Annotated in this window: 14 protein-coding genes; 13 read left to right on the forward strand and 1 reads right to left on the reverse strand. The window is 61.3% G+C overall.

Features of this window, described 5'->3' with window-relative positions; genetic code table 11:
* Position 1 precedes the first annotated feature (1 nt).
* Positions 2 to 961: a 2-phospho-L-lactate transferase gene (gene cofD / locus KBB36_RS05970; protein WP_290977985.1), complete on the forward strand. Its 960-nt coding sequence runs from the start codon at positions 2 to 4 to the stop codon at positions 959 to 961.
* The gene (gene cofC / locus KBB36_RS05975; RefSeq protein WP_290977987.1) at positions 961 to 1,590 is read left to right on the forward strand and encodes a 2-phospho-L-lactate guanylyltransferase; all 630 of its coding nucleotides are present in this window, start codon (positions 961 to 963) and stop codon (positions 1,588 to 1,590) included. The genes cofD and cofC overlap by 1 nt, the downstream gene beginning before the upstream one ends.
* 51 nt (positions 1,591 to 1,641) lie before the next feature.
* On the opposite strand, the gene KBB36_RS05980 is transcribed toward cofC, so the two are convergent.
* Entirely contained in the window at positions 1,642 to 2,820 is a 1,179-nt protein-coding gene (locus KBB36_RS05980; RefSeq protein ID WP_290977989.1) for an ABC transporter substrate-binding protein, read from the reverse strand.
* 175 nt (positions 2,821 to 2,995) lie between these two features.
* Between KBB36_RS05980 and KBB36_RS05985 the strand changes: the two genes are divergently transcribed.
* The 11 genes from KBB36_RS05985 to KBB36_RS06035 all read left to right on the forward strand — a co-directional run.
* Positions 2,996 to 3,880 (forward strand): branched-chain amino acid ABC transporter permease, encoded by an 885-nt coding sequence (locus tag KBB36_RS05985; protein WP_290977991.1) that lies wholly within the window; start codon positions 2,996 to 2,998, stop codon positions 3,878 to 3,880.
* Positions 3,880 to 4,839 carry a branched-chain amino acid ABC transporter permease gene (locus tag KBB36_RS05990; protein WP_290977993.1) on the forward strand — a complete coding sequence of 320 codons (960 nt, stop codon included), beginning with the start codon at positions 3,880 to 3,882 and terminating at the stop codon, positions 4,837 to 4,839. The genes KBB36_RS05985 and KBB36_RS05990 overlap by 1 nt, the downstream gene beginning before the upstream one ends.
* On the forward strand, positions 4,836 to 5,618 hold the full coding sequence (locus KBB36_RS05995) for an ABC transporter ATP-binding protein (protein WP_290977995.1): 783 nt from the start codon (positions 4,836 to 4,838) through the stop codon (positions 5,616 to 5,618). Before KBB36_RS05990 ends, KBB36_RS05995 begins: the two co-directional genes overlap by 4 nt.
* A complete protein-coding gene (locus tag KBB36_RS06000) occupies positions 5,611 to 6,333 on the forward strand; it encodes an ABC transporter ATP-binding protein (RefSeq protein WP_290978009.1) in 723 nt (240 codons plus the stop codon). The genes KBB36_RS05995 and KBB36_RS06000 overlap by 8 nt, the downstream gene beginning before the upstream one ends.
* The gene (locus KBB36_RS06005; RefSeq protein WP_290977997.1) at positions 6,330 to 8,414 is read left to right on the forward strand and encodes a hydantoinase/oxoprolinase family protein; all 2,085 of its coding nucleotides are present in this window, start codon (positions 6,330 to 6,332) and stop codon (positions 8,412 to 8,414) included. Before KBB36_RS06000 ends, KBB36_RS06005 begins: the two co-directional genes overlap by 4 nt.
* Complete coding sequence (locus tag KBB36_RS06010; RefSeq protein ID WP_290977999.1) at positions 8,411 to 10,141, forward strand: hydantoinase B/oxoprolinase family protein; 1,731 nt, start codon at positions 8,411 to 8,413, stop codon at positions 10,139 to 10,141. Before KBB36_RS06005 ends, KBB36_RS06010 begins: the two co-directional genes overlap by 4 nt.
* A 29-nt stretch (positions 10,142 to 10,170) precedes the next feature.
* Complete coding sequence (locus KBB36_RS06015; protein ID WP_290978001.1) at positions 10,171 to 11,184, forward strand: LLM class flavin-dependent oxidoreductase; 1,014 nt, start codon at positions 10,171 to 10,173, stop codon at positions 11,182 to 11,184.
* A 27-nt stretch (positions 11,185 to 11,211) separates the two neighbouring features.
* A complete protein-coding gene (locus KBB36_RS06020) occupies positions 11,212 to 12,471 on the forward strand; it encodes a pyridoxal-phosphate dependent enzyme (protein WP_290978003.1) in 1,260 nt (419 codons plus the stop codon).
* Between the two features lie 4 nt (positions 12,472 to 12,475).
* Positions 12,476 to 13,450 carry an LLM class flavin-dependent oxidoreductase gene (locus KBB36_RS06025; RefSeq protein WP_290978005.1) on the forward strand — a complete coding sequence of 325 codons (975 nt, stop codon included), beginning with the start codon at positions 12,476 to 12,478 and terminating at the stop codon, positions 13,448 to 13,450.
* Positions 13,451 to 13,651: 201 nt separating this feature from the next.
* Complete coding sequence (locus tag KBB36_RS06030; protein WP_290978007.1) at positions 13,652 to 14,488, forward strand: IclR family transcriptional regulator; 837 nt, start codon at positions 13,652 to 13,654, stop codon at positions 14,486 to 14,488.
* Between the two features lie 48 nt (positions 14,489 to 14,536).
* Positions 14,537 to 14,976, forward strand: a 440-nt coding sequence (locus tag KBB36_RS06035; RefSeq protein ID WP_366933171.1) for a radical SAM protein, incomplete at its 3' end; no start/stop codon positions are given.

A 14,976-nucleotide genomic window follows, 5' to 3' on the forward strand; every position in this document is an offset into this window, starting at 1 on the left:
TATGCAGCAGCATGTCATAGCCCTGGCTGGCGGCGTTGGCGGCGCCAAGCTGGCGCATGGCCTGGCCGTGCTGCTGCCGCCGGAAGAACTGACCGTGGTGGTGAATGTCGGCGACGACTTCAGCCATCTCGGTTTTCCGGTCTGCCCTGATCTTGATACCGTGCTCTACACCCTGGCCGGCATTGCCAATCCGGAAACCGGCTGGGGCATAGCCGGCGAAAGCTGGAATTTTATGGCGGCGATGCAGGCGCTGGGTGGAGAAACCTGGTTCCGGCTGGGTGACAAGGATATTGCCACGCATACCCGGCGGCGCCAGTTGCTTGCCGAGGGGCAGACACTGGCCCAGGCGATTGATGCCCTGCGGCGCGCGCATGGCATTGGTTGCGCTATTCTGCCGGCCAGTGATGATGCATTGCGCACGCGGGTATTGACCGAACAGGGCGAGCTCGATTTCCAGGTCTATTTTGTGCGCGAGCAATGCCGACCTGTGGTGCGTGGTTTGCGCTATGAAGGCGCCGAGGCGGCGCAGCCAGCCAAAATGCAGGGCCGTGCCTGGACCGAAACGGATTGCGCCGGCATTGTGATCTGCCCATCCAATCCTTATCTCAGCATTGCGCCGATCCTGGCGATGCCGGCGGCGCGGCGCTGTCTGGCCGAGCGCAAATGCCCGGCCCTTGCGGTATCACCGATCATCGGTGGTGCGGCGGTGAAAGGCCCGGCGGCCAAGCTGATGCGTGAATTCGGCATTGAACCTTCGGCGCGTGCCGTGGCCGAATATTATCGCGGTCTGATCGATTATCTGCTGATCGACCAGGCAGATGCTGATCAGGCCGAGGCAATCGCCGCGCTTGGCATCCGGCCGGTATTGGCGGATATCCTGATGCGTGATGCAGCAGATCGGCGTAGGCTGGGGCAGCTTTGTCTTGATATCCTGGGGCGCCATGGCGCCATGGTGTCGTGATGCAGGATGTGTATGCCGTCATTCCGGTCAAACCGCTTGCCATCGGCAAGTCGCGGCTTGGCGGCTGGCTGCCACCGAGCGAGCGCGTGGCCTTGAATGCCTGCCTGTTGCAGCACACGCTGGCGGTGGCGGCGGAATTTCCCGGCCCGGCCCGCTGCATCGTGGTGAGTGCTTCGGCCGACGTGCGCCATCTGGCGCAGCGGCGCGGCATGATCGCACTGGCTGATCCGCCAGGGGGCGAAACGCTGAATGATGCTGTGGCGGCAGCGAGCCAGGTGGCGCTGGCGCATGGTGCCGAGGCGCTGTTTGTACTGCCGGTGGATTTGCCGATGCTGAGTGCTGCCAAGCTGCGCCACACGATTGCAGCGGCGCCGCCGTCGCCGACCTGCCTGCTGATTGCCGACCAGCATGGCGAAGGCACCAATTTTCTGTATCAGGCGCCGGTGCGGCTGCTGCATTACCGTTATGGCGCCAATAGCTGTGCCTTGCATGCCGAAGCGGCTTGGCGCGCCGGCCTGGTGCCGCAGATTTGCCGCGCCGATACGGCCTGGTTTGATCTGGATCGGGTGCCGGATTACCGGCGCTGGAGCGCGGCCACCGCCGCTGCGCCGGCCCTGCTGCCGGCCTGACGCTGAAACAACACCGCGCCGGAACCAACTGGCTCCGGCGCGGCGCTTTACTCACTTCATGTTGAGCAGTTCGGCAATGCTGATGGCGCGGTTTTTCACCTGCTGCACCAGCACAATCTTGCCGGCCTGATTACGCTCGTCGAAGCTGACCACCGGACCCATCACGGTCTGGAATTTCACCTTGCTCAGGGCATCGCGCACCTTCACCGGATCGGCACTGGCGGCTTCGGTGATGGCCTGGGCGATAACCCGCACATTGTCATAGCCGGCCCAGGTCTGCAGCACCGGGGCCAGCTTGTGGCGCTCGGTGATCTTGGCGATGAAGGCCTTGTTGGTCGGGCTGTCGATGGCGGTGGAATAGCTCCAGGTGCTGATCGAATTCTCCATGCCGCCGGCCTGGATGATCTGCATGTTTTCGCCACCCAGCTCAGCACGGCCGGTATAGGGAATGCGCAGGCCCATCTGCATGGCATTCCGCAACAGGTTAAGCTGGTCGCCACCAAGCTGGAACAGCGCCACCGCATCCGGCTTGCTGCGGCTGATGCGGGTCAGCAGGCTGGTGAAATCCGGCGTGTTCTGCGGCGGGAAATCCACCGAGATGATTTCCAAGCCCGCCTTCTTGGCCAGTTCAACAAAGCTGTTGGCGCCGCCACGGCCAAAATCGGTATCCTCGGCGATGACCGCCACCTTCTTGAAAATCTTCTTGTCGGCCAGATAGCCGACCAGGGCTTCCATCATCGCCGCATCGGAAGGATTGGTGCGGAAGGTCCATTCATTGCCGCCGATGCCGGACAGATCGGTTATGCGCGGGCTGGAGGCAACGCCGCCCACCAGTGGGATCTTGGCATCCTTGATCAGCGGCATCATCGCCAGCGAAGCGGAAGAACAATGGGCGCCGATAATCGCCACCGGTTTGGCTTCGATCAGCTTGTTGGCGGCATTCACGGCTTCAGAAGGATTGCAGCGATTATCCACCACCATGGTCTTGAGCTTCCGGCCGCCGAGCAGGCCACCGGCAGCGTTGATCTCGTCCACTGCCAGGTTGACGCCCCACATCTCGCGTTCGGAGGCAATGGCAGCCGGCCCGCTGGCCGGCGTGCTGACGCCGATCAGGATATCCTGGGCCTGGGCATTGCTCGGCACGGTACCGGCCAGCAAACCAAGTGTACCGAATAGCGCAACAGCGCCTAAGAAAAATTGGTTAACTCCCATGTAATACTTTGCCTTCATCTGGCTCTCCTCTGCTGGAATGAAGTGTTCCGCCATAAGGAACACAGTTAATACAACGACTTATCTTTATGCTAACAGAGATTTTCTATTACGACATCATGAATTTTTACTAGAAATAATTTTTGTAAGCTCGTATGTATTTGGCTGTGAATTGAAGCGTGAGAAAAGCCCCGGCATGCCTGATTCCCTGTATCTGCTGCAATTGCTGCTGAATGGCCTGGTGCTCGGCCTGATCTACGCGCTGATCGCTGCCGGCCTGTCGCTGCTGTTTGGCGTGCTGGAGATGATCAATTTCGCCCATGGCGAATTCCTCATGCTCGGCGCCTATGCGATGTGCTTCACATTGCCGCTTTTCGGCCTGAGCTATCTGCCATCGCTGGCGCTTTCGGTGCTGCTTTGCGGCGGCATCGGTCTGTTGCTGTTTGAGGGTTTTCTGTCGCGTGTGCAGCGCGGCGAATTTGAACGCGGCATCCTGATCACCATGGGCCTGTCGATGATCCTGCTTTACGGCATGCAATATGCTGTCTCGGCCACGCCGCGTATGGTGGATACCCAATTCGGCTTCAGCGGTGTTGCCATCGGCGATATCCAGATCACCTGGGCGCGTATCGCCGCTGCCGGCTTTGCCCTGCTGGCCTTTGGCCTGCTCTACTGGTGCCTTAATGCCACCGAATTCGGCCGCTGCATGCGCGCCATTGCCCAAAGCCGCGAGGCGGCGCTGATGGTGGGTATTCAGCCAAAGAAAGTGGCCCGTAACGCCGTGATGCTGGCCACGGCTCTGTGTGGCCTGGCTGGCGCCTGCATTGCCCCGGTGCAATTGGTGCAGCCGCAGATGGGGCAGTTCCTTGTGTTCAAGGCTTTTGCGCTGGTGCTGATCGGCGGCCTGGGCAGTATTCCCGGTGCCATCACTGCCGCCGTGTTGCTGGGCGTGGTGGAAAATTTTGTCGGCGGTTTCTTCTCCATCGTGTGGCAGGAAGCGGTTGGGTTCATCGCCATGATCCTGGTGTTGATATTGCGTCCCGAGGGCCTGTTTGCCCGCGGCAATGTGCGGGTGGGCTGATGCAACACGCCATGCTCAAGCCGCCATTTCTCGCCCTGGTCGCTCTGCTGCTGCTGGCCATGCTGCCCAGCCTGGGCCTGCCGGATTATGCCACGGGTGTATTGGTCAGCGCCTTTGTGTTCACCGTGGCGGCTTTGTCGCTCAACCTGATCTACGGTTATCTCGGCCTGCTTTCGATTGCCCAGGTGGCATTCTGGGGTATCGGCGGTTATGCCACGGCGATCCTGGTGGTGGATGCCGGCATCAATTTCTGGCTGGCGCTGCCGCTGGCCGGCCTGATCAACATGGTGGTGGCTTTGCTGGTTGGTTATCCAGCCTTGCGGCTCAACCGCCATTCCTTTGTGGTGGTGACGCTTTCCTTCAGTCTGCTGGTGATGCTGATTTCGCGTGACTGGGTGGAATTGACGCGTGGCCCCTTGGGGATACCCGGTCTGCCGGCGCCCGAATTTCTTGGCCAGCCGATCCGCAGCCAGACGGCCTATTATTATCTCTGCCTGGTCTATGCCGCGCTTGCCATCGGCGCGCTCTACCTGCTCTGCACCTCGCGTATCGGCCTCACCCTGCGCAGCCTGAAACAGAGCGAGGCGCTGGCGCGTTCGCAGGGCATCTCGCCAACGCCCTACAAGCTGCTGGCCTTTGCTGTCTCGGCTCTGTTCACCAGCATGGCCGGTGGCATCTTTGTGTTCAAGCTCACCCTGGTCGACCCGCTGATCTTTGATTTCTATTACATGCAGGCCTTTCTCATCATCGTGATCGTAGGCGGTGCCGGCAGTTTCTGGCCGGTGGTGATTGCCGGTCTGGTGATGACCTTCGTGCCGGAATTGCTGCGCATCTCGAATGAATTGCGCATGGTGTTCTTCGGCGTGCTGCTGGTGGCGGCGATGCTGTTTGCGCCGCGTGGTGTCGGCGGCTGGCTGCGCGAACGCAGCCTGCGCAAGCTGCGGAGTACCCTGCGATGACGGCGACGCCCAACCCTCAGCCCCTGCTCAGCATTCGGGGCCTGCGCAAATCCTTCTACGGCATTCATGCCGTGGATGGCCTTGATCTTGATGTGATGCCAAACACCATCACTGGCATCATCGGGCCGAATGGCTCCGGCAAGAGCACCACCATTGACTGCCTCTCCGGCTTTCAGGCCATTGATGCCGGCCAGGTGCTGTTTGATGGACGCGATATCGGCAATCTGCCGCCGCATGCCATCGCACGCGCCGGCCTGATCCGCACCTTCCAGACCGTGAATGTGTATGACGACATGTCGCTGCTACAGAATCTGATGCAGGCCATGGTGCCGTTTGATAGGGCCGGCTGGCTTGACGACCTGCTGCGCACCCGCCGGCTGCGCCAGGCAGAAGCCCAGGCGCGGGCGCGGGCCGAGCATCTGGTGGCGCTGATCGGCCTGCAACGTTATGCCGAGGCACCGGCAGCGATTCTTTCCTATGGTCAGAAGAAGCTGCTGGCCTTGGCCGCCGCACTGATGCCGAAGCCGCGTCTGGTGATCCTGGATGAGCCGGTGGCCGGGGTTAATCCCAGCCGCATTCTCGAAGTGGAAGAAGTGATCCGGCAATTGCATGCCGCCGGCGAAACCTTTGCCATTGTTGAGCATAATGTCGATTTCATCATGCGGCTGTGTTCGCATGTCATTGTGCTGGTGGGCGGCCGCAAGCTGACCGAAGGTGATCCCAAAACGGTGCGGTCTGACCCGCGTGTGCTGGAGGCGTATCTTGGCATCCGTGCTTGAGGTCGAAGCCGTTACGGCCGGTTATGCCGGCGTGCCGATCATCCATGATTTCAGCTTTGCGCTGGCGCCGGGCTCGATCACCACGCTGATCGGCGGCAATGGTGCCGGCAAATCCACCCTGATGCGTGCCATCTATGGCGCGTGCCAGCAATTTTCCGGCAGCGTAAAATTGCTTGGTCAGGCTATCGACCCATTGCCGCCCTGGGAGCGCTACAAGCGCGGCATCGGCTTTGTGCCGCAGGGGCGCTGCAATTTCCCGCGCATGACGGTGTGGGAGAATCTCAAGCTGGGTTGCTACATCCTGGAAGCCAGGCGACATGATGCGGCGTTGCAGCGCGTGCTGGCGATGTTTCCCATGTTGCAGCGCAAGCTGAAGGAAAAGGCCGGCAATCTTTCGGGCGGCGAGCAGCAGATCCTGGAAACCGCCATGGTGCTGCTCACAGAGCCCAAATTGTTGTTGCTGGATGAGCCATCGCTTGGCCTGTCGCCAAAAACCCAGGCTGAGGTATTCGCCATTGCCCGCAGCATTGCCGCCAGCGGGGTCACCATCCTGGTGGTTGAGCAGAATGTGCATGGCGCCCTGCTGATCTCCGACACAGCCATTGTGCTGGAGATGGGGCGCAAGTTCCTGGAAGGCCCTGCTGCTGCGGTGATGAACGATCCGCGCATCCAGAATGCCTATCTGGGCGGTAATATCAGTGAGGAAACAGTATGACCGCGCAAGCGAAGATGGCCGTGGATATTGGCGGCACCTTCACCGATCTGGCGCTTGATATCGCCGGCAAGCGTTTCACTGCCAAGGTGCTCACCACACCCAGCGCGCCGGAACTGGGCGTGCTGAATGGCATCGATGTGATCCTGGCGCGTGCCGCATTGGCGCCGGCTGATATCGGCCTGCTGATCCATGGCACGACGCTTGCCACCAATGCGATCATCGAACGCAAAGGCGCCCGCACCGCCCTGCTGGTGACCGATGGTTTCCGCGATTCCATCGAAATGGCCTATGAAAATCGTTTCGAGCAATATGATGTGATGATGGACAAGCCGCCGCCGCTGGTGCCGCGCCATCTGCGCCTGGCAGTGCCGGAGCGTATGAATGCGCAGGGTAAGGTGGTGAAGCCGTTGGATGAAGAGGCGGTGCGTGCTCTGGTGCCGATGTTGCGCGCCGAAGCCGTGGCCAGCGTGGCTATCGGCTATCTGCACTCCTATGCCAATGACGCACATGAGCGCCGCACCCGCGATATCCTGCTTTCGGAACTGCCCGAACTGGCGGTGACGTTATCCAGCGAAGTCTGCCCGGAAATCCGTGAATACGAGCGCTGGTCCACCGCTTGCGGCAATGCCTATGTACAGCCGGTGATGGCGTCCTATCTCAAGCGGCTGGCAGATGAATTGCGCCGCCGTGGTTTTGCCTGCCCGGTTTTCCTCATCACCTCGGCCGGTGGCCTGACCACATTGGAAACCGCGCGACGCTTTCCGATCCGGCTGGTGGAATCCGGCCCGGCCGGCGGCGCCATCCTGGCGGCGCGGATTGCCCAGGAATGCGGCTACGACAAGATTGTGTCTTTCGACATGGGCGGCACCACGGCAAAAATCTGCCTGATCGATGATGGCCAGCCGCATTACTCGCGCAGTTTCGAAGTGGCGCGGCAATATCGTTTCCTCAAGGGCAGCGGCCTGCCGGTGCGTATCCCGGTGATCGAGATGGTGGAGATTGGCGCCGGTGGTGGCTCGATTGCCAGCGTGGATGCACTGAAACGTATCCAGGTTGGCCCGGAAAGCGCTGCTTCAGAGCCCGGCCCGGCCTGTTATGGCCGTGGCGGCATCGAGGCCACGGTCACCGATGCCGATGTGGTGCTAGGCCGCATTGATCCGGATCGGTTTGCCGGTGGCAGCATGAAACTGGATGCGGCTGCGTCGCGCGCTGCCACCCAGCGCATGCCAGGGGATCGCCTCGGCATTGATGCCACCACAGCCGCGCTCGGCATTGTCGAGGTGGTGGAAGAGAATATGGCCAATGCCGCCCGCGTGCATGCAGTGGAGCGCGGCAAGGAACTGACTGACCGCACCATGGTGGCTTTTGGCGGCGCTGCGCCGCTGCATGCCGCCCGGCTGGCGGAAAAGCTCGGGGTGCGCCGCATGGTGGTGCCGACCGGGGCTGGCGTTGGCTCAGCGGTGGGGTTCCTGATGGCGCCTGTGGCCTATGAGGTGGTGCGCAGCCTGTATGTGCTGTTTGATGCCGCTTTTGATCCGGCGCAATTGAATCTCACCCGCCAGGCGATGCGCGAAGAAGCCGAGGCCATCGTGCGCCAAGGCGCGCCGCAAGCGCGGCTGGTGGAACAATGGAGCGCCGAAATGCGCTATCGCGGCCAGGGCCATGAAGTCACCGTGGCGCTGCCCAGTGGCGACCTGACCCACGCCGACCGCGAGCAGCTGATTGCGCTATTTGTCGGTCAGTATGAACAGCAATTCGGGCGCTCGATTCCGGGCTTGGAAGTGGAAGTGCTGAACTGGTCATTGCGGCTGGCCACCGAAGAGCCACCAGCGCGAACCTGCCCGCCAGTGCTGGGGCAGCAGCCGGCAGTCCCGGCCGGTTTCACCCGCATGATCAATCCGCTCAACGGCGAAAGCCAGGAAGTGCCGGTATATCTACGTGCCGGCCTGCCGCCCGGGGCACGACTCAGTGGTCCGGCGGTGATCTCGGAAGACGAGACCACTACCATCATTACCGAAGCTTTTGAGGCGCATATCAATGCGTTCAACTATATCGTGCTGGAAATGAAGGTGGCGTCATGAGCGGCAACCAGGCACTTTCCTTCCTGCATCAGCAGATCATGTGGGATCGGCTGATTTCCGTGGTGGAGGAGCAGGCGCAAACCCTGATCCGCACCGGTTTCAGCACGTCCACCCGCGAAGCCGGCGATGTTTCCGCCGGCATGTTCGATGTGCGCGGCAACATGCTTGCCCAGGCGGTTACCGGCACGCCAGGCCATGTCAATTCCATGGCCCGCGCCGTGGGGCATTTCCTGAATGCGTTTCCGCTGGCAACGATGCAGCCCGGCGATGTGTTCATCACCAACGATCCCTGGAAAGGCACCGGGCATCTGCACGATTTCACCGTGGTGACGCCAACTTTCCGCCATGGCCGCGCCGTGGCTTTGTTTGCCTGCACCTGCCATGTGGTGGATATCGGCGGCCGCGGCATCGGCCCGGATGGCCGTCAGGTTTATGAGGAAGGCCTCTATGTGCCGCTGATGCGCTTTGCCGACCAGGGCAAGGTGAATGAAACATTGCTGGATATCGTGCGCGCCAATGTACGCGAGCCGGTGCAGGTGGTGGGCGATCTTTATTCGCTGATGGCCTGCAACGATGTGGGTGCGCGCCGCCTATTGGCGATGATGGATGAATTCCGCATCGAGGATTTTGACCAGCTGGGTGAGCATATCCTGGCGCGTTCACGCGAAGCCATGCTGGAAGCGGTGCGCCGCATTCCGGCCGGCACCTACCGCAATGCCATGCGGGTGGATGGTTATGACAAGCCGATTGATCTCAATGCGGCCATGATTATCGACGATACCGGCATCAGCGTCGATTTCACCGGCACTTCGGCGCCCTCGGCCTTCGGTATCAACGTGCCGTTCTGCTATACTGAAGCCTATTCCAGCTTCGGCATCAAATGCGTGGTGGCGCCCAAGGTGCCGAATAATGCCGGTTCGCTTTCGGTGATCCGCATCAGCGCGCCGGAAAACACCATCGTCAACGCCTTGCATCCAATGCCGGTGGCCACGCGCCATGTCACCGGCCAGATGCTGCCCGATCTGATGTTCGGCTGCCTCGCTCAGGCCATCAGCAATGAGGTGCCGGCTGAGGGTGCTTCCTGCCTGTGGAACCTGTTTGCCATGGGCGGCCAGGGCCGTGTGGATGGCGATCCGGCCGAACTGGCTAATGCCCAGGTGTTCAACGTGCTGTGTTTCCATTCCGGCGGCACCGGTGCGCGGCCGGGCAAGGACGGGCTATCCGCCACCGCCTTCCCCTCGGGGGTGAAGAATACGCCGGTGGAAATCACCGAGGCGATGTCGCCGCTGCTGATCTGGCGCAAGGAATACCGGGTCGATTCCGGCGGTGCCGGCCTGTGCCGTGGTGGCTTGGGTCAGGTGATGGAAGTGGAAAGCCAGGACGACGCGCCTTTTGCCATCAGCGCCAATTACGACCGTATCGATTTCCCGCCGCGTGGCCGTGATGGCGGGCGCGATGGGATGGCCGGCCGGCTGTTGCTGCGTTCCGGCGGCCAGTTGCGCGGCAAGGGCCAGCAGACCATCGCACGCGGCGACCGCCTGGTGATCGAAATGCCCGGCGGCGGCGGCATCGGCGATCCCAAAAGCCGAGATCCGGCCCTGGTGCTGGAGGATGTGCGCATCGGCATGGTGTCGCGGACGGCGGCACAGCAGGAATACGGCGTGGTCATCACACCGGACCTGGCCATCGACCAATCGGCCACCAGCGCGCTGCGCGGCCAAGCCTGAACCAATAATAAACCCTGAAAGGACAGCAAATGCTTGTTAGCGCTGGCTTGCCCACCGGCATGGAAGGCCTCACCTATCCGATCCCGTTTTCCTCGCCGGAAAGTGTGATCAAGATTGCCCAGCAGGCCGAAAAGCTCGGTTATCATTCGGTCTGGGGCAACGACCACATGACCACGCAGCATTATGTGCGCGATGAATTCCCGGTGCCGCCGCGTTTCTGGGAGCCGCTGATCACTTATGCCTTTGTTGCCGCTGCCACCAAGACGCTGCGTTTCGGCACCGGCATCCTGGTGCTGCCGATGCGGCGCGATATTGTAGTGCTGGCCAAGCAGATCGCCACGCTGGATCATTTCAGCGGCGGCCGGCTGGAAATCGGCGTCGGCGTGGGCGCCTATCGCGAGGAATTCGAGGCTTTGTGGCCGGACAGCAAGGCGCATCGTGGCGACATGGTGGAAGAAGGCGTCGATGCGTTGAACAAGATGTTCACCGAGCGCGTCGCCTCGTTTGACGGCAAGTATTACAAATACCGCGACGTGGAATTGTTCCCCAAGCCGTTGCAGGCCAAGCTGCCGATCTATTTCGGTGGCAACAATGCCAATCATATCCGCCGCGTGGCTGAATCGGATGCCGCTGTGGGCTGGATTCCGGCCGGTATGGAAACCGAGCGGCTGGCGGAGAATGTCAAGCAACTGCATGACATGGCCGCTGCCAAGGGCCGCGATCCGAGCAAGATTGAAATTGCGCCGCAATATATTGTGCATGTCGGCAAAACCCGCGAACAGGCAGTGGCGCGGTTCCATCAGAGCCAGATGTATCAGCATCTGGTTTCCTTGAGCAAATCCACGCTCAAGGAGCAGGCCAACAAGAAGATGGAAGATATCAATCTGGTTGGCAGTGTGGACGATGTGGTTGAAAAGGCGCTCAAGCTGCGCGCGGCTGGTGTCACGCATCTGCTCGGGCTGTATTTCGCCGCCAATGATGTGCAGGAACTGCTTGACCAGATGCAGCTTTTCGCCGAAAGCGTAATGCCGAAAATCGTTTGACCGTATGTTGCCGAGGGTGCGTTTGCCATGACCGTTTCTGCCGCTTCCCAAAAAGCCTCGTTGGCCATCGGCCAGCGCTCCCTCGGCGATCCATCACAGCTTTTTCCCTTGCAGCCTGCCTTGCTGATGGGCTGCCCGGTTTCCAGCACGGCGGAGATGCAGTATCCGCTGGATATTGATTATGCCTACGACAAGCTGGATCTCAGCCTGTTTGACCAGGGTGCTTTGGCCGGGCTGGATCGCTGGGCGCCGCTGCTGCCGCCACTGGCACCGGGCATTTCGCTCGGTGAAGGCGGCACGCCGCTGATCCAGGCCGACAAGCTGGCGCGTGAGATCGGCTTTGACGGCGAATTGCTGCTCAAGGATGAAAGCCGCAATCCGACCTGGAGCCATAAGGATCGCCTCAATCTCTGCACCGTCAGTGCGGCCAAGCTAGGCGGTGCGCGCGGCATTGCGGCGGCATCGTCAGGCAATCATGGCGCCGCCGCTGCCGCCTATGCCGCCCGCGTCGGCCTGCCCTGTGTGGTGGTGACCAGCCCGGGCGCGCAGCCTGCCTTCCGCCAGTTTCTGCATAATCTCGGTGCTCATCTGGTGATCGTGCCGACCGAGCGGCGCTGGCCGGTGCTCAACCGCCTGATCGAGCAGACCGGCTTTTTCCCGGTCAGCAACCTGACCCGCTATCACACCGGCAATCCCTTCGGGCCGGAAGGCTACAAGACCATTGCCTATGAGTTGTTCCTGCAACTCGGCCGTCGCGTACCGGGTACGGTGATGATCCCCACCGGCTATGGTGAATTGCTCTATGGCGTGGCCAAGGGATTCGCTGAATTGAAGCGCCTCGGCCTCACCGACCGCATGCCGCGTATTGCCTCGGCCGAGCCGGAAGCGCGTGGCCCGCTGGCGCGCGCCTTGCGCAGCAATGCCGCTGCTATGGAAGTGGAGGCGGCGCCCACCATCGCTGCCGGCATTGCCTGCACGGTCAGCAGTTTCCGCGGCGTTGAAGCGATCCGGCTCAGCAATGGCCGTGCCATGACCTGTAGCGACGATGGCCTGATCGATCTACGCAGCAAACTGGCTCATATGGGGCTGTATCAGGAATTGTCCGGTTCCGCCGGGCTGGCCGCCTTGCAGGCCGGCTTGCGGCGCGGCGAACGGTTTGAAGGCCCGGTGGTGGCAATCCTGACATCTTCCGGCCTCAAGGATCTGCGGGCCGAAACCGATGGGGTGCCGTTTGCCGATGAAGCCGGCCTGGAAGCCCTGATCGATCAGCTTGGGCGCAAGGCATAACATCATGAGCGCAGCATTCGGCCTGTCTTTTGAAGGCAAGGAAACCCCGGCGCAGGTGCGCGAATTGGTGGCGGTGGCTGAAGCCAATGGTGTTGAGACGCTGTGGTTTGCCAGTCATTTGTTTCAGCGCGAGCCGATTGCCATGGCGTCGATGGCATTGCAGAGCAGCCGGCATGTGCGGATCGCTCTGATGGCGATGAGCCCGTATAGCGTGCATCCGGTCTACTCGGCGATGGCGGCGGCAACCTTGGATGAATTGTATCCAGGTCGCGTCACCCTTTGTTTTGGCGTTGGTGCGCCGCGTGATTTGCAGGCTGCCGGTATCGAGGCGCCGCAACCGCTGCAAACTTTGCGCGAATCGCTTGCTATTGCGGCTGAATTGCTCAGCGGCGAAGTGATCCAGTTCGATGGCAAAAAATACCAGGTGCATGACCGCCGCCTGGCAATGGGCGGGCGCAAGGTGCCGCTGGTGCTGGCAGCATCCGGGCCGCAGATGCTGGAACTGGCCGGGCGCATTGCCGATGGCGTGTTGATCAGTGCCGCCACTTCGGTGGAATTTGTCAATTGGTGCCTTGATCTGGTGGCCAAGGGCGAGGCCGAAGCCGGCCGTCGCATCCGCCGCATCGGGCTGCTTTATGCCGCGCTTGGCGGCAGTGAAAGCCAGGCGCATGACAAGCTGCGCCGCACCTTGGCCTTCATCCTGCGTGGCGCGCATCACGCGCGCAATCTTGAACTCGCCGGCTCGGTGCTGGATCAGGAAGCATTGGCAGCAGCCTTTCTGACTGAGAACTGGGTCGAAGTGGAGCGGTTGGTGACCGATGATGTGGTGCGCCGCCATGCCGCCAGCGGCACCATTGCCCAGGTTCAGGCGCGTTTCTCAGCTTATAACCAAGTCGGCCTGGATGAACTGGTGCTGGCCGGCCAGGGTGATGCGGCGGTGCTGGCCGATGTGCTGCGCGTGACCCGCCCGGCTGGCTGAGGCTGGCTGCCAAGCATGCGCGGGAAAAACTTCCGCGCATGCGCGCACTGCGCGTTGCCGTGTATTTCTTGCGATAAATAATTTGGCATCTGCTGCTGAAATGCGCATTTCATGCGGGTTTTCTTGCATGTTTCGCATTGGCCTTACGACGTGACAAAGATTTCCTTGACGCTCCCGGAGGGCGCTTATAATCTTTTTGTCATGTCAGAACGTCGTTCCGATAATAGGTACAAAGCTGATCCCAACCAGTCGCTGGCCAAGGGCCTCGCGGTGTTGGAACAGCTTGAACTGGCGGAAAGCGAAGTTGGTGTGCGCGAATTGGCGCGCCGCGTCGGGGTTTCCACCACGGCGGCGCACCGCTTGCTGGCGACATTGCGCACACATGGCTTCATTGAACAGAATCCCTATAACCTGCGCTATCGGATCGGCCATCGTGCGTTTCAGGTTGGGCAATCCTATCTGGCGCAGCAGACCTTGCAGCAGATCGCCTTTGGCCGCATGCATGAATTATCGCTGCATGGCGGCGTTGCCGCCTATCTCGGCGTGCTGCGCAACAACACGGTGGTTTATCTGCTGTCGCTGATGAACGGGCCCACGCCGGTCAATGTGCAGCCTGGCTCCAGCGCCTTTGTGCATTCCACAGCTTTGGGCAAGGCCATGTTGGCTGGTCTGGAACTGGATGCGCGCGAACATGCCATCGCTGAACTGGAGCTGCCGGCCCTGACCCCCACCACCATCGTGGATCGTGGCCGTTTGCGCGAGGAAGTCGGCCGTGTGGCGGAAGACGGCTTTGCTATCTGCAACACCGAGAATATTCCCAGCGTCTACGCCATCGGGGCGCCGATCCGTGATTATACCGGGCAGACCGTGGCGGCGGTAAGTTTTGCCGTGATGCAGCCGGATGATCAGCGGCGCTATGCTGCCGAACATGAACGGCTGCGCAGCATGGCATTGTGTGCTGCGGCGGATATTTCCAGTCAGTTGGGCGCCGTGCCGCGCCATGCCGGCTTGCGTGCGCCATCGCCCGCGATGATGTAATGGGCTTGATCTAAGCTAGATTTGTCGAGTTGAGGAGCGTAGTGCGTTATGGAGCTTGGGCAGGTATGGGAAGAGGCAGCCGTGCTGACGCGGCGCCTCGCGGAAACGCCATTGGCCGACCTGCTGATGCAGGCCACCGCCTTGCGGCGCCAGGGCCATGGTGATCGTATCTCCTACTCGCGCAAGGTGTTCATTCCGCTGACCCAGCTTTGCCGCGATACCTGTCGCTACTGTACCTTCGCCGATACGCCAAAAAACCTGCCGGCGGCTTTTCTCACACCAGAACAGGTGCTTGATATTGCCCGCAGGGGGCGCGAAGCCGGCTGCCATGAGGCTTTGTTCACGCTCGGCGACAAGCCGGAACTGCGCTACCGCGAGGCAGCGGATTTCCTGCGCCAGCAGGGTTATGCCAGCACGGTGGAGTATCTATATGCCATGTGTGCGCTGGTGCAGCGCGAAACCGGGCTGCTGCCGCATGTCAATGCCGG

It is taken from the genome of Ferrovibrio sp., from assembly GCF_017994015.1.
Lineage (GTDB): Bacteria > Pseudomonadota > Alphaproteobacteria > Ferrovibrionales > Ferrovibrionaceae > Ferrovibrio.

Bases quoted from the DNA above. Each gene is read 5' to 3' on its own strand.
- KBB36_RS06030 (WP_290978007.1), top strand. From the start codon at position 13,652: ATGTCAGAACGTCGTTCCGATAATAGGTACAAAGCTGATCCCAACCAG.
- KBB36_RS05990 (WP_290977993.1), top strand. From the start codon at position 3,880: ATGCAACACGCCATGCTCAAGCCGCCATTTCTCGCCCTGGTCGCTCTG.
- KBB36_RS06015 (WP_290978001.1), top strand. From the start codon at position 10,171: ATGCTTGTTAGCGCTGGCTTGCCCACCGGCATGGAAGGCCTCACCTAT.
- KBB36_RS05995 (WP_290977995.1), top strand. From the start codon at position 4,836: ATGACGGCGACGCCCAACCCTCAGCCCCTGCTCAGCATTCGGGGCCTG.
- KBB36_RS06025 (WP_290978005.1), top strand. From the start codon at position 12,476: ATGAGCGCAGCATTCGGCCTGTCTTTTGAAGGCAAGGAAACCCCGGCG.
- cofC (WP_290977987.1), top strand. From the start codon at position 961: ATGCAGGATGTGTATGCCGTCATTCCGGTCAAACCGCTTGCCATCGGC.
- KBB36_RS05980 (WP_290977989.1), bottom strand. From the start codon at position 2,820: ATGAAGGCAAAGTATTACATGGGAGTTAACCAATTTTTCTTAGGCGCT.
- KBB36_RS06020 (WP_290978003.1), top strand. From the start codon at position 11,212: ATGACCGTTTCTGCCGCTTCCCAAAAAGCCTCGTTGGCCATCGGCCAG.
- KBB36_RS06010 (WP_290977999.1), top strand. From the start codon at position 8,411: ATGAGCGGCAACCAGGCACTTTCCTTCCTGCATCAGCAGATCATGTGG.
- KBB36_RS06005 (WP_290977997.1), top strand. From the start codon at position 6,330: ATGACCGCGCAAGCGAAGATGGCCGTGGATATTGGCGGCACCTTCACC.
- KBB36_RS05985 (WP_290977991.1), top strand. From the start codon at position 2,996: ATGCCTGATTCCCTGTATCTGCTGCAATTGCTGCTGAATGGCCTGGTG.
- cofD (WP_290977985.1), top strand. From the start codon at position 2: ATGCAGCAGCATGTCATAGCCCTGGCTGGCGGCGTTGGCGGCGCCAAG.